Annotated in this window: 24 protein-coding genes; 19 read left to right on the top strand and 5 right to left on the bottom strand. The window is 69.7% G+C overall.

Translation table 11 applies throughout. The features are described 5' to 3' along the window. From FB384_RS26340 to FB384_RS26330, 3 genes are all read right to left on the bottom strand, one after another. A partial coding sequence (locus FB384_RS26340) for a helix-turn-helix domain-containing protein (RefSeq protein ID WP_183787555.1) occupies positions 1-617 on the bottom strand: 617 nt, incomplete at its 3' end. A gap of 17 nt (positions 618-634) precedes the next feature. Beyond that, positions 635-874 carry a hypothetical protein gene (locus FB384_RS26335; RefSeq protein WP_183787554.1) on the bottom strand — a complete coding sequence of 80 codons (240 nt, stop codon included), beginning with the start codon at positions 872-874 and terminating at the stop codon, positions 635-637. A 41-nt stretch (positions 875-915) separates the two neighbouring features. Further along, positions 916-1,434, bottom strand: a complete 519-nt coding sequence (locus FB384_RS26330; protein WP_183787553.1) for a hypothetical protein — start codon at positions 1,432-1,434, stop codon at positions 916-918. A gap of 333 nt (positions 1,435-1,767) precedes the next feature. Here FB384_RS26330 and FB384_RS26325 point away from each other — a divergent pair, with 333 nt between their 5' ends. Next, positions 1,768-2,925 (top strand): tyrosine-type recombinase/integrase, encoded by a 1,158-nt coding sequence (locus FB384_RS26325; protein ID WP_323985447.1) that lies wholly within the window; start codon positions 1,768-1,770, stop codon positions 2,923-2,925. Here the strand turns inward: FB384_RS26325 and FB384_RS26320 are convergent. Continuing rightward, a complete protein-coding gene (locus tag FB384_RS26320; protein ID WP_183787552.1) occupies positions 2,922-3,653 on the bottom strand; it encodes a hypothetical protein in 732 nt (243 codons plus the stop codon). The genes FB384_RS26325 and FB384_RS26320 overlap by 4 nt on opposite strands. 117 nt (positions 3,654-3,770) lie before the next feature. Further along, positions 3,771-4,220: a helix-turn-helix domain-containing protein gene (locus FB384_RS26315; RefSeq protein WP_183787551.1), complete on the bottom strand. Its 450-nt coding sequence runs from the start codon at positions 4,218-4,220 to the stop codon at positions 3,771-3,773. A 190-nt stretch (positions 4,221-4,410) separates the two neighbouring features. Here FB384_RS26315 and FB384_RS26310 point away from each other — a divergent pair, with 190 nt between their 5' ends. The 18 genes from FB384_RS26310 to FB384_RS26625 all read left to right on the top strand — a co-directional run. Then, complete coding sequence (locus FB384_RS26310; protein ID WP_183787550.1) at positions 4,411-4,755, top strand: helix-turn-helix domain-containing protein; 345 nt, start codon at positions 4,411-4,413, stop codon at positions 4,753-4,755. Then, the gene (locus FB384_RS26305) at positions 4,752-5,000 is read left to right on the top strand and encodes a hypothetical protein (RefSeq protein ID WP_221213709.1); all 249 of its coding nucleotides are present in this window, start codon (positions 4,752-4,754) and stop codon (positions 4,998-5,000) included. The genes FB384_RS26310 and FB384_RS26305 overlap by 4 nt, the downstream gene beginning before the upstream one ends. A 67-nt stretch (positions 5,001-5,067) precedes the next feature. After that, entirely contained in the window at positions 5,068-5,472 is a 405-nt protein-coding gene (locus FB384_RS26300) for a DUF732 domain-containing protein (protein WP_183787549.1), read from the top strand. Further along, positions 5,472-5,783, top strand: a complete 312-nt coding sequence (locus FB384_RS26295) for a hypothetical protein (RefSeq protein WP_183787548.1) — start codon at positions 5,472-5,474, stop codon at positions 5,781-5,783. The genes FB384_RS26300 and FB384_RS26295 overlap by 1 nt, the downstream gene beginning before the upstream one ends. After that, positions 5,780-6,127: a hypothetical protein gene (locus FB384_RS26290; protein ID WP_183787547.1), complete on the top strand. Its 348-nt coding sequence runs from the start codon at positions 5,780-5,782 to the stop codon at positions 6,125-6,127. The genes FB384_RS26295 and FB384_RS26290 overlap by 4 nt, the downstream gene beginning before the upstream one ends. Next, a complete protein-coding gene (locus FB384_RS26285) occupies positions 6,124-6,429 on the top strand; it encodes a hypothetical protein (RefSeq protein WP_183787546.1) in 306 nt (101 codons plus the stop codon). The genes FB384_RS26290 and FB384_RS26285 overlap by 4 nt, the downstream gene beginning before the upstream one ends. Continuing rightward, positions 6,426-6,572, top strand: coding sequence for a hypothetical protein (locus FB384_RS26280; protein WP_183787545.1), 147 nt, complete (start codon positions 6,426-6,428; stop codon positions 6,570-6,572). Before FB384_RS26285 ends, FB384_RS26280 begins: the two co-directional genes overlap by 4 nt. Then, the gene (locus FB384_RS26275; protein WP_183787544.1) at positions 6,569-6,835 is read left to right on the top strand and encodes a hypothetical protein; all 267 of its coding nucleotides are present in this window, start codon (positions 6,569-6,571) and stop codon (positions 6,833-6,835) included. The genes FB384_RS26280 and FB384_RS26275 overlap by 4 nt, the downstream gene beginning before the upstream one ends. After that, positions 6,832-7,017, top strand: a complete 186-nt coding sequence (locus FB384_RS26270) for a hypothetical protein (RefSeq protein WP_183787543.1) — start codon at positions 6,832-6,834, stop codon at positions 7,015-7,017. Before FB384_RS26275 ends, FB384_RS26270 begins: the two co-directional genes overlap by 4 nt. Then, on the top strand, positions 7,014-7,202 hold the full coding sequence (locus FB384_RS26265) for a hypothetical protein (RefSeq protein ID WP_183787542.1): 189 nt from the start codon (positions 7,014-7,016) through the stop codon (positions 7,200-7,202). Before FB384_RS26270 ends, FB384_RS26265 begins: the two co-directional genes overlap by 4 nt. Continuing rightward, a complete protein-coding gene (locus FB384_RS26260; RefSeq protein WP_183787541.1) occupies positions 7,199-7,915 on the top strand; it encodes a hypothetical protein in 717 nt (238 codons plus the stop codon). Before FB384_RS26265 ends, FB384_RS26260 begins: the two co-directional genes overlap by 4 nt. Beyond that, positions 7,912-8,313: a hypothetical protein gene (locus tag FB384_RS26255; RefSeq protein ID WP_183787540.1), complete on the top strand. Its 402-nt coding sequence runs from the start codon at positions 7,912-7,914 to the stop codon at positions 8,311-8,313. Before FB384_RS26260 ends, FB384_RS26255 begins: the two co-directional genes overlap by 4 nt. A gap of 66 nt (positions 8,314-8,379) precedes the next feature. Further along, the gene (locus FB384_RS26250; RefSeq protein WP_183787539.1) at positions 8,380-8,685 is read left to right on the top strand and encodes a hypothetical protein; all 306 of its coding nucleotides are present in this window, start codon (positions 8,380-8,382) and stop codon (positions 8,683-8,685) included. Continuing rightward, positions 8,682-9,458: a BRO family protein gene (locus tag FB384_RS26245; RefSeq protein WP_183787538.1), complete on the top strand. Its 777-nt coding sequence runs from the start codon at positions 8,682-8,684 to the stop codon at positions 9,456-9,458. Before FB384_RS26250 ends, FB384_RS26245 begins: the two co-directional genes overlap by 4 nt. Before the next feature lie 34 nt (positions 9,459-9,492). Further along, positions 9,493-10,251, top strand: a complete 759-nt coding sequence (locus FB384_RS26240; RefSeq protein ID WP_183787537.1) for a hypothetical protein — start codon at positions 9,493-9,495, stop codon at positions 10,249-10,251. Further along, the gene (locus tag FB384_RS26235) at positions 10,248-10,529 is read left to right on the top strand and encodes a hypothetical protein (RefSeq protein WP_183787536.1); all 282 of its coding nucleotides are present in this window, start codon (positions 10,248-10,250) and stop codon (positions 10,527-10,529) included. The genes FB384_RS26240 and FB384_RS26235 overlap by 4 nt, the downstream gene beginning before the upstream one ends. After that, positions 10,526-11,008 (top strand): hypothetical protein, encoded by a 483-nt coding sequence (locus tag FB384_RS26230; RefSeq protein ID WP_183787535.1) that lies wholly within the window; start codon positions 10,526-10,528, stop codon positions 11,006-11,008. Before FB384_RS26235 ends, FB384_RS26230 begins: the two co-directional genes overlap by 4 nt. Then, positions 11,005-11,330: DUF6248 family natural product biosynthesis protein (locus tag FB384_RS26625; RefSeq protein ID WP_221213708.1), on the top strand; the 326-nt coding region annotated here is incomplete at its 3' end. The genes FB384_RS26230 and FB384_RS26625, both read left to right, overlap by 4 nt.

Below are 11,330 nucleotides of genomic sequence, written 5' to 3'. Positions count from 1 at the left end.
CGGGCGCGCAGTGCTTCGGCGATCCGACCCGCGAGGCTGTCCTGGTGCGGCCACGCTGACGCGCCGGGCCGGTCGCGACAACGCTGGTCCGACGTGTCGTCCTCGTCTTCGCCCGGTGGTGTGGACAGGGAGAAGTCGACGCGCGCGCCAAGCGCGGCGGCGTAGCGCAACAGCGTGGACAGCCGCAGATCGCCTGACCGCTCCCGGACATACACGCCGTGCGGTACGCAGTCGAGTCCTTCGGAGACTTGCGCCTGTGTGCGGCCCTGCGCCGTGCGGATCGCTACCAGCGCCCTTTGCACCTGTGATAGCTGCGTCGAGTCGTCCGGCAGTGTCGAGACCTCCGGTGATACCTGCCCGTCCGGTGCGGTGACAGTGACGTGGACGCGCACTCCGATTGCGTCGGCGTAGCGCACGACCTTCGAGAACATCGGGTCCTGGATGTCCTGCTCGAAACGGTCCGCTGCACTGTGCGTGGCAAACCCCATCAGCTTGGCTGTCGTCAACCGTGACAGGCCGCGCTCCTTGCGCATTTCCACCAAGGCATCTATCAACTCGGCGATCTGCGTGGTGTGCAGGTCCTCGTCGGCTCCCATGGGCGTGCGCGCGACCTCCATGCCGAATGTTGTACAGGTTAGCGACGACGGGTACCCAGCCGCACGCCAGCAGCGATAACCCCCACGACGAGCGCCAGGGTCACTAACAGGCTGACGACAGCGCCAATCGACTCCTCGCCTTGGAAGAGGGCGCCCACGACTACGGCCAGGACTACACCGCCCACCACGACCAGGTACAGGCCGTTGCCGAGGATGCTCAGTAGCGCTTCGCGCTTCTCGACGCGCGTGGCCTTGGTCGGCTCGTCTGTGTTCAACATCGTCGCTGTAGTCCTCTCGGCTGCTGATTCTCGCAGGTTGGCTACTTGCTGCCGGTGAAGGTGACGGTCGTCGAGCCGTCCATCGAGGAAATGGTGACCTTGCGAGCGGCGCCAGGTTCACCAGTGAAGCCGTAGGTGGCGGTTGCGGTGGTCCCGGGCGCGAGCTCGCCGGTCTCCATGGCGTCGCCGACTTCCTGAGCGTGGTCGAACACGTCCTTGTTCTTGTTGTCGTTGCTGTAGCCGTCGACGTTGAGCAGGGCAATGTTGAACGGCTGATCGGTGGTGTTCTCGAACGTCACCGCGATCTTCCACGCGGGCTCATTGCCCGCCGGCTGGGCGTATTGGCTGGTCGTGAACTCTTCCGGCGGGGCGATGGTGGTCTTGACCGGCCCGTCGTAGGTGTCACCGAATGCGAACTCGTCGGGCTGCTTTTCGGCGGCGTTCTCGGCGGTAGATGCCTGGTCCTGAGCCTGGTCGGCGGGCTTGTCAGCGGTCTCGGCGCAAGCGGTCGTTGTGATGCCGATCGTGAGTAGCAGGGCGGCGATGGCGGTCTTCTTCACAGGTAGTCCAGTTCCTTTCGGAGGCAGTCCGCTGGCTTGTCGTTGACCGCCCGTGGCGAGTTAGCGGACGAGACCCACCCGTTACGGGCGATATGTCGGAAAGTGACCCGCAGTGCGGCGATCACTGGACCACCCGCACACGCGCGCCGTCGGTGATCACGTCGGTGAAGATCGCCGGGTCGGCGGCACCGGCGAGCACGACCGCACCGAACGCGACCATGGCCGGGGTAGCAGATCAGGCGGGCGACGATCCAACTCGGCGGAGCGGACGAGGCGCGAGTGCGGGCGACGGTAGGAACGGGCGAGACTGTCGAACATGGCGAGTGCACTCCGATGTCGAGGGGCAAGGAGTGCGCCGTGCAAAGAAGATCGTTTAGCGAACCCATAACTTTGGGTGCAACGCTCGTGGCCGACCAGCATTCATGCAGGTCGAGCACACCGCTCGGGCCAACATGTCTTACAAGCAGGGGGTCGCTGGTTCGAACCCAGCTGCGCCCACCATATAGCTCTCACCTGCGGAAACGCCGATTTGGGGCTCGAACCGATAACTTGCACAGCGCACAGCGAAACGATAATTTTGCCCTCATGCGTGCGCAATGGGAGTCGTTGATCCGGGACTTCGGCAAGGTGCTGGCCGCCGAGAACAAGGCCGATCGCACCATCGAGGCCTACCTTTCGTCGGCCCGGTCGCTGGCCGATTGGCTCGAGGAACACGACCGGCTCGTCGCGCCCGACGACCTCACGCGCCATGATGTCGGCGACTGGATCGCCGATCTCGTGGCGACCCGCTCGGCCGCGACGGCGAACGTGCGCTACCGCAGCGCGCAACAGTTCTTCAAGTTCCTCGTGGTCGAGGAGGAGATCGAGCGCTCCCCGATGGAGCACATGAAGCCGCCGCACGTGCCCGAGAAGCCGGTCGATGTGCTGCCGCTCGAGACCGTGCGGGCGCTGCTCAAGCAGTGTGACGGGCGCGATTTCCTGTCCCGACGCGACGCGGCGATCATCCGCCTGCTGATCGACACCGGCGGGCGCCTGTCGGAGATCGTCGAACTGACCGTCGACGCTGTGGACCTCGAGCAGGATCAAGTGCACGTCCTCGGCAAGGGTCGGCGGCCGCGGGTGCTGTCGATCGGGTCGAAGACCTCGCTCGCGCTCTCGCGGTATCTGCGGGTGCGCAGCAAACATCGGCAGGCCGAACGGCCGGGGTTGTGGCTGGCTACGAAGAACCGTCCGCCGATGACAGTCAACGGCTTCAAGCTGATGTTGCGTCGCCGCGGCCGCGAGTTGGACCCGCCGATTCAGAACCTGCACGCGCACCAGTTCCGCCACACGATGGCGCACGAGTGGCTCGCCAACGGCGGCAGCGAAACCGACCTGATGCGCAACGCGGGCTGGCGCTCGCCGCAGATGCTACGCCGCTACGGCGCTTCACTGGCCGACGAGCGTGCCCGCGATGCGCACCGGCGGATGGGGCTTGGCGACCGGATCTAACGCTGCGGATCGACGAGCTCGGCGACGGTGTCGACGAGCGAGAACACCAGCGACTGCGGGCCGCGGTCGGAACGCCCATCGTCGGGCCGGTCACGGCCGGGGTGGGTGTGCTCGCCGGGAAGGCCGTCCGGGCGGGCGCCGGGCCGGGGTCGCTCGGGCTCGGTGTCCGGCTCGTCGCTGTCGTCCGTGTCCGGCGGCGGCTCGGTGGTCGTGGTCGTCGTGGTGATGGTCGTTTCGTCGTCAGGCGTCGCGGTCGGTGTGGTGGTCGAGACCGTCGGGTCGGTCGTTGGCGGGGTCGGCCTGCTTGCCCGTGTGGTGCCGGGCGCATGACCGGTCGTCGTGGGGTTGGTGGGGTCGTGCTCGGCGCGAGGGTCGACGGGCTGTCGCCGCACCGGTTTCCGTGTGAGTATCGGCTCGGATAGCTGCGTCGTCTCCGCGGTGCCGCTGTCGCCGGCGGCCGGCGCGTCGGAAGTGGGGGCCAGGGCGGGGCGCACGACCAGCAACGTGGTGGCGACCGCGGCGGCGACGGTCACGCCGCCGAGTGCAAGCGGTCGCCCGTGCGCCTGCCGCGTGCGGGCCGTCGACCGTGGAGGCGAGGTGTCCGGTTCGGACGGCGGAGGGGTGAGTGCACGGTCGGCGTCGGCGTAGACGCGCAGCCACGGTTGGCGGTCGACGAACGTTTGGCGGAGCCGCTGACGATCGCGGGCGCGCCTACGTCGCAGGGTCACCACGGCGAGGGTCGCGCCTACGCTGATCAGGGCGAGTGTGATTGAAAGTTGTATCGGGAACACTCGGGCAGGGCTACCCCGCGTGAGCAGGCATTTTCAATGCGTGCCCCGTCGCGGTTAGCCGCCCGTGTTCGCATCGTTACGGGCTGCTGCGCCATTTGGGCGGCTACCCGTGCGTTCATGTAACACCCGGAGCCGCTCGGCGACGGTGACCCGCCAATCGGCGATGGTTTCGCGTTTCTCGCGCCGCGACAGGCTCGAGGCGATGACTTCTTCCTCGTAGGGGTCGCGCGGGTCGTTCAGATCGATCACTCCGACGTCGTCGGTGTCGTCGTTGACGTACTCAGGTTCGCCGCCATTGCGGATGCGGTCGAGGCTGCCGAGCTTCCAGCCGAGCGCCTTCTCGATCCGTGATTCCTTCCCCTCGCTCAGGCGTAGCCCGTTCTCGAGGTTCTGAACCGTCCCGCGTGACACACGAGCGGCCTTGGCGAGTCCGATCTGACTCCAGTCGTGCTCTTCCCGCGCGGCGCGTACGTACCTCCGCACACCCTGCCCATCACTGCCCATGTGTGCACGATCCCGCTTAGGTCTGCCCATCGGCAATGCCGATTGTCCAACGACAGTGGGCCGAGTTCGGCGAAGTTGGGCGTTCGTGAGCCTGTTTGGCATGACCCAAGTGTGCCTGACGCTGCCCAAACGGCACAACTAGTCGGCACATGGTTGCAAGTTTGAGCAGTTTTGGGCATAGTTCGGCGACATGCCAGCCGTTCCCACAGACACCGGCGCCGACATCCGCCGCGCATACGAGGACGCAGGACTGTCCCGGCAGGCGTTCGCCGCACTGGCCGATGTCCCGCCCAAGACCATCACCAACGTCACCAGTGGCGGCCACTGCTCGCGCAGCACCGCTGCCCGCATCGCCCACGCGCTGAACCAGGCGCGCGCCCGGCTCGGCCTCGTCCGTGACTGGACCCCAGATCGCGTTCTGGGCAAGCGGCCTGAGCCGAGCCGGCCGCGCGACAACCGCCCGCCCAAGGACACCCCGAAACCACCGCCCGACGCGCCGGCACGCAAACAGCCCAAGAAGCAGGTCGCGGCATGACCCCGGAACAGCGCGTCATGCGCGCCCGTATCGCCGCCCACGCCCAGCACGCCCAGGGCCGGACCAACACCGCCGCCGCGCGCAAGGCGTTCGCAGACCGGTGGGAACGCGAGGTCGACCCCGACGGCGTGCTCGCGCCGGTCGAACGTGCCAAGCGCGCCGAGCACGCCAAGCGCGCCCACTTCCAGCGTCTCGCGCTCAAGTCCGCACAGTCCCGCGCCCGCAAGACCCGCAACGCGGCATGAGTGCGGCCCCGGCGCTGCAACGCCGAGGCCGCTGAACACCGGCACCAACTACCGAAAGGAAACACCGGTGAACATCACCCATCGTATCGCCGCCGCGGCCGTCACGGTCGCTGCTGCCGCAGCCCTGTCCGGCTGCGCCACGGAGGTCGTCGGGGAGGCTGTGCCCGCGCCGCCGACCACCGAGGCGCCGGTCGGCCCGCTGCCCGCCGCCCCGGATGCGCCGCGCGAGTTCGACGAGATCGGCGCGCAGGCGTTCGTCGACACCGTCCGCGAGGAAGGGATCCCGTTCGGCTCCGAGGCCGACCTGCTTGCCCTCGGCCGCATCGCGTGCCCGCACCTGGTCGGCCACCCCCCGTCGATCGTCGACGCCATCGCCACGTTCGAGAACGCGGGGTACGCCACCGACGACGCCGGATTCATGGCCGGAGCCGCGACCGTCATGTGCTCGTGGGAACAGGGCGGTGACATCTGATGGCCGCGACCGACATCGACCGCATCGAGGCCGTCACGGCCCACGCACGCGAGCACGGCCTCGTCGGCACGATCAGCACCATCGGCGTCGGCGGCGCGCTCCCGCCGACCGTGTGGCTCAACAACACGCAGGCATTTATCCCGTGGGCTCGGGCGGTCAGCGCCGAGACCCTCACGGCCCACGGCAACTACCAGACCTGCAGCGGCACGCTGCGCGACGGCACGCCCGTGCTGGTTCAGGCCGCCCGGGGAAGCGAGGCGTCGCTGACGATCGCCGTCGAGGACCACCCCGAGTCGGGTGAGTCCGCATGATCCCGCTGACCTGGTGGATCGCCGCCAACTCCGTCGTCACCGTGCTAGCGGTCGTGCTCGCCGCCGCGGCGTTCCTCACCTACCGCAGCTACATGCGCCACGCCCGCAACGTCGTGCAGGCGCACGAGCGGTGCGGCCACTGCCGCCCTCCGCATCTGCGACGCGGCGAGTACGCCACCGGTGGTCGTGTGTCTCCCGAGGCGCCCGCGGAGCGCACCCAGCCCGGCGACCTGCCGCTGCTGTGCGGCGACGACCGGCCCGTCAGGGGTCGGCACGCCCTCACCGACGACACCCGCCACATGCCCGCCATGGGCAACCTGCACGCCGGGGGTGAGCCCCGATGACCCCGCGCGAGCAGACCGCCATGATCCGCCGCGCCCTCGCCGACGCCGGGTACCGCGTTGCGTCGCTGCACCTGCCGGACGGCACCCCAGTGCCGCGCAGCGTGACCGTCGGCTCCCGGAGCCTGGACGCCCACGTGCTGTCCGAGATCACGGTCGACGAGGGCGGCGCTGCCGCGCTGAACGTGCTGCGCCGCCTCGTCGACGACTATCTCGGGGCGTGCGCCGTGGTGAGCACCCAGACTTCGGCCCCGCGCCACATTCGGGTACTGCTGCCCGCCGATGCCGGGGGTGTGGACCAGTGACCGCCCGGTGGCACGACACCCGCCCCGAGCCGCGCGACGACGCCGGCCCCGGCGCACTGGCCGGCTGCGCCTTCCTGGCGTTCGTCGCCATCTACATGGGACTGCACGTGCTGCTGTGGGTCGGCCAGGTGGTGATCGCGTGACCGGCAACGAGATCGCCCTCATGTATCAGGGCGGCACGGACCGCCTGCTGCAGGCGTTCGATACGCGTGAGGTCACGCCCGAGCAGGTTAGGGACCGGCTGTCCGAACTGGGCCGCGCCGACCCCGAGTCGGGTCACGGCTGGGAGGACGAGTTCGTCGCCGCGGTGCTGACCGCCATCCGTGACGGGCATGCCGACCCGGTGCGGCTCGCTGGCGACGCGCTGATCGTCACGTCCGCCGACTTCCCGAGGTGGTACGCGTGACCTGTGTCCCGCCCCGTGGCCCGGCCGACTCGTTGGTCGGCGCCCGCGACTGCCCCGAACACCCGGCTCCGCGCCCAGAGCTTCCGCTCGTCAGCGCGATGCGGTGGACGCCCGACTTCCCGGTCTACCGGCCGTCCGATTTCGACACCCCGCCCTACGTGCCGAGGCGGGTGGTCGCGTGATCGACCGCGACCGGGTCGAGCTGCTGTTCCGGCTGCACGGCGTGCCCTGCCCCACGTGCGGCGTTCCGGCCGCCGCGGTGGTGCGCACCGACCGGGGCACCGCCACCGCCCACTACGCCAACCCCGACACCGGCAGCGGCCGAATCTGCCCACACCCGTCGACCGACCAGGAAGTGCACGGATGAACGAGGAAACCGCGAAAGCGCTGCGGGCGCCGTTCCCCGACGAGGACATTGGCAAGCTGCCGCGCGTGACGTGCAAGGCATGTCGCGAGCGCTCGTGCCAGAACCACCGGACGCAGAAGTGCCAGGTGTGCGGCAGCTACATCAGTACTCAGCATATCCACCTCGACTACGTCGGCCACGCCGAACTCACCGACCGGCTGCTGCAGGTCGACCCCGAGTGGACGTGGGAACCGGTCGCGTGGAGCGCCGACGGCACCCCGCATATCGACGCTGTCGGTGGCATGTGGATCCGGCTGACCGTGGCCGGGGTGACGCGGCTCGGTTACGGCCATCCGGACGGGAAGCGGGGCGGCGACGCGGTCAAGGAGATCATCGGCGACGCCCTGCGGAACGCGGCCATGAGGTTCGGGGTGGCGCTGGATCTGTGGCGCCGCGAACCGGCGCACCTCGACGACACCGCCGAGCCCGAGCAGCAGCAGGCGACGCCGACTGCGGCGACCACGGACATCGACAACGCGATCAAGAACATGCGCGACTGGATCGCCGGGGCGGGCATGACCGACCGCGACGAGGTGCGCGCGTTCGTCAACAAGATCGTCGGGCGTGAGGTCGACGGGCCGCAGTCCATGAGGCGCACCGAGATCGAGCGCGTCACGCAGCGCGCCCGCGAGATCGCCACCGAGAGCAAGGCGTCCGGAGGTGGTGAGTCGTGAGCCGTACCCCGCCGCCGATGATCCTGTCCACCCCGGATCTGCTGCTCTGCCCGCTGTGCCTTGACACGCCCATCGGTGACGGGTACGTCGAGCTGTGCCCGTCGTGTGACGCGACGTGGCAGTCGGGGACTGACGGCCCCGGCCAGTGGGTCGAGCACGACGCGCCGCAGTGCCGCTCGACGATCCAGCCGCACCGGCACCGGGTCGACATGCCCTCGCTGTCGTGGCGCTGCGCACTCGCCGACGGCCACGACGAGTGGCACCGCACCTCACAGGTGCCCGGCCTCGAGTGGAACGACGATCACCACGCGCACACGTACCTGCCTGGCCTGCCGACGATCGACTGCGCCACGGGCGATCCGTGCGAGTGCGACGCCGACATCCCCGCCGAGCTGTGACCCGTGGTCGGCCGTGCCCGTGCAGGGGCGGGCACGGCCGACCACCCCATCCCCGAGGAGACACCGATGCCCGGAAACCCCGTCATGCGGGCACGTCGCGAACGGGACGCCTGCCCGCCCATCACCCCGGCCGAGGCCGAGCAGTGGGCCGACCGCGCGGTCGAGGACGCGTTCGACCTGATCGTCGACGTGCGCGAACTCGACCCGCGCGAGACGTACGGACGCCTCGTGCTGTGGGGCCGCCAGTCGCCCGCGCGGCTCGTCACCGCCTGCTACGCGCTCGCCGCCATGCACGACCCCGACACCCCGGCCGCCGACCTTCAGGCGCGCCTCGACGCCACACCCCGACCCGCCCAGGAGACAGCCGCATGACCGACCTGACCCCGTTCACCTACGGCACCGAATCGATCCGCGTTGTCACCGTCAACGGCGAACCGTGGTTCGTCGCCGCTGATGTCTGCCGGGCGATCTCCGTCGACATCACCCAGACCCGCCGGCTCGAGGACGACGAGAAGGGTCTGCACTCAGTACAGACCCCCGGCGGGCACCAGTCCGTGACGATCGTGAACGAGCCGGGGCTGTACTCGCTGATCCTCCGCAGCCGCAAGCCCGAGGCGCGCCGTTTCCAACGGTGGATCACGCACGAGGTGATCCCCTCTATCCGCCGCACCGGTGGCTACGGGCAGCCGCAGATCCCCGGGAGCTACGCCGAAGCGCTCGAAGCCGCCGCGCGGCAGGCACGCGAACGGGAGGCCGCCGAGCAGCGCGCCCGTGAACTCGAACCGTCCGCGAACGCCTGGGAGATGCTCGTCGACGCCACCGGGGACTACTCGATGCGCGAGGCCGCGCAGATCCTCGACCGCGACCCCGCGATCAACATGGGGCAGAACCGACTCGCCCGCTACCTGCGTGAAAACGCGTGGGTGGACCGCAAGGGCACGCCGTATCAGCGCAAGGTCGACCGCGGCCAGCTCGTCGCGCGCATCCTGCCGTACCAGCACCCGCACACCGGCGAGTCCAAGCTCGACACCCAGGTGCGTGTGACGGCGAAGGGGATGCGCGAGCTGCACCGCATGCTCGGCGGCGAGCGGCCGTTGCGGCTCGACCCGCCACCCGAGGCACAGCCCGCCCTGCTCCCTGCCTGAACCATTCGCACCGAGCACGGAAGGTGCCCGACCCATGCCCCGTATCCGCACCTACAAGCCCGACTTCTTCAAGTCCCTGGACGTGTCGGCCCTGCCATTGCGCGCACGGCTGACATGGCTCGGCCTGTGGACGCAATGTGACGACCACGGCCGCTTCCTGGATCACGTGAAGCTGGTCAAGGCGGAGGTGTGGCCGCTCGACGACGTCTCTCTGCGCGACGTCGCCGACGACCTCGACACGCTCGCCGCCGCCGGGCGCATTGTGCGCTACACCGTCGGCGACCGGGACTACCTGGCAGTGCAGAACTGGCACCACCACCAGTCGATCAACCGCCCGGCCGGACCGAAGTACCCGGACCCGCCGGAGCCGATCGCGGCACCCGCCCCGGGCGAGTCGGGGCACTGTCCACACTGCTGGCACCTGCTCACGGAGGGCTCAGTGAGCATTCACGGAGCCCTCCGTGACGCCTCACGCCAGGAAGGGAAAGGAAAGGAAGGGAGGGGAGGGGACGCGCGTGAGCGCGCGGACCCCCCACCCCGAACCTGCGCGAAGCACCAGAACACGACCAACCCGCCCGCTTGCGGTGGCTGCCGCGACGCTCGCCACGCCTACGAGCAGTGGGAGCAGCACCAGCAGCAGACACGGGCATCGGTCGCCGACGAGCTCGCCCGCGCCCGCGCCGACCCCGCCCTCGTCTGCGAGCACGGCCAGGACGGCGGCCGGCACGTTCGCAGCGATACCGGCGAACGGCTGTGCGCCATGTGCCGCCGAGCCGAACGGTCAGTCGCATGAGTCCCGCGTGGGTCGTGGTGTGCGCCTGCGGTGCCCTGTCCGACCCGTCCGACGTCGTCGACGACCTCGACGGCTGGGAGGACGACCACACGCAGCACGACTGCACCCACGTCGACCCGGGCGAGTGGGACGAGCACATCGGAGTTCGCCGCTTCCCGGCCCTTCCTGCGATGACCCGCTACGAGGTCGACCTGCCCACCCCCGCTCGAGACACACCCATCACCCCGGCCCGCCGGCCGCAGACCGGCCGACGCCGCACCCACTGGAGACCCGCATGAGCATCGACGACCCGACCGTCGAGGACACCAACGAGTTGGTCCGCCACTACCTCGAGGCCGCGTATCGCTGCATCGACGGCGACACCGCCGGAGGCGCATCCGCGCTGTCCGAATACGTCGACTACGTCGACCCCGAGGAAGGATTTGCCCGCCTGTGGGCGATCGCCTGCGTCGCCCCGGTCCTCACGGCCACCGCGGTGAAGCGGCTCGCCGACGACGGCCAGGACGGGTTCTGGCACGTCGAGGCCGACGTCGACGACATGCCCACGGACGTGCGCGCAGCGGTCCAGTCCACCTCGTACGCCCTCAACGACGACACCGAGGCCGTCGCCGACATCGTCGCCGCCCACTACCGCGCCGCAGGCGGCCCCACCCGCCCCGAAAACAGCACCACCGCGCTCATGCGGCTGGTGGTCGAGCACCTGCACCTGATCGCCCCGATGATCGAGGCCGGCGCGCTCACCCCGGAGAGCTCGTGACCACCCCGGCCGTCATGGGCACGGACGCCGCGGCCTGGGGCCGCACTCACGTGTGGACCCGCGACCTCCGCCGCGACCACGACAACGTGCCCGGCCTGACCCACAGGTGCCCGTGCCAGTGGGGGCCGTGCGGCCACTGCGCCGCCGACCGCCACGACCAGCGCGTTCACGAACGCCACCCCGAAGCAGCCGGCCAGCCGACGCCCGAGGACTGGCTCACCACCCCACACGGGCTCGCAGCGCGCCATCTACGAGCCCGTGTGGCTCGCCGACCGGGCGTGCAGCTGGACCTGCCCCTGCGCCGCCACCCACACCACACAAC

Origin of the sequence: Prauserella sediminis (assembly GCF_014195435.1) — a bacterium.
Classification (GTDB): domain Bacteria; phylum Actinomycetota; class Actinomycetes; order Mycobacteriales; family Pseudonocardiaceae; genus Prauserella; species Prauserella salsuginis.
This window is presented reverse-complemented; position numbering and strand designations above follow the sequence as displayed.

Bases quoted from the DNA above. Each gene is read 5' to 3' on its own strand.
- FB384_RS26335 (WP_183787554.1), bottom strand. From the start codon at position 874: ATGTTGAACACAGACGAGCCGACCAAGGCCACGCGCGTCGAGAAGCGC.
- FB384_RS26325 (WP_323985447.1), top strand. From the start codon at position 1,768: ATGTCGAGGGGCAAGGAGTGCGCCGTGCAAAGAAGATCGTTTAGCGAA.
- FB384_RS26315 (WP_183787551.1), bottom strand. From the start codon at position 4,220: ATGGGCAGTGATGGGCAGGGTGTGCGGAGGTACGTACGCGCCGCGCGG.
- FB384_RS26310 (WP_183787550.1), top strand. From the start codon at position 4,411: ATGCCAGCCGTTCCCACAGACACCGGCGCCGACATCCGCCGCGCATAC.
- FB384_RS26305 (WP_221213709.1), top strand. From the start codon at position 4,752: ATGACCCCGGAACAGCGCGTCATGCGCGCCCGTATCGCCGCCCACGCC.
- FB384_RS26295 (WP_183787548.1), top strand. From the start codon at position 5,472: ATGGCCGCGACCGACATCGACCGCATCGAGGCCGTCACGGCCCACGCA.
- FB384_RS26290 (WP_183787547.1), top strand. From the start codon at position 5,780: ATGATCCCGCTGACCTGGTGGATCGCCGCCAACTCCGTCGTCACCGTG.
- FB384_RS26285 (WP_183787546.1), top strand. From the start codon at position 6,124: ATGACCCCGCGCGAGCAGACCGCCATGATCCGCCGCGCCCTCGCCGAC.
- FB384_RS26260 (WP_183787541.1), top strand. From the start codon at position 7,199: ATGAACGAGGAAACCGCGAAAGCGCTGCGGGCGCCGTTCCCCGACGAG.
- FB384_RS26250 (WP_183787539.1), top strand. From the start codon at position 8,380: ATGCCCGGAAACCCCGTCATGCGGGCACGTCGCGAACGGGACGCCTGC.
- FB384_RS26245 (WP_183787538.1), top strand. From the start codon at position 8,682: ATGACCGACCTGACCCCGTTCACCTACGGCACCGAATCGATCCGCGTT.
- FB384_RS26240 (WP_183787537.1), top strand. From the start codon at position 9,493: ATGCCCCGTATCCGCACCTACAAGCCCGACTTCTTCAAGTCCCTGGAC.
- FB384_RS26235 (WP_183787536.1), top strand. From the start codon at position 10,248: ATGAGTCCCGCGTGGGTCGTGGTGTGCGCCTGCGGTGCCCTGTCCGAC.
- FB384_RS26230 (WP_183787535.1), top strand. From the start codon at position 10,526: ATGAGCATCGACGACCCGACCGTCGAGGACACCAACGAGTTGGTCCGC.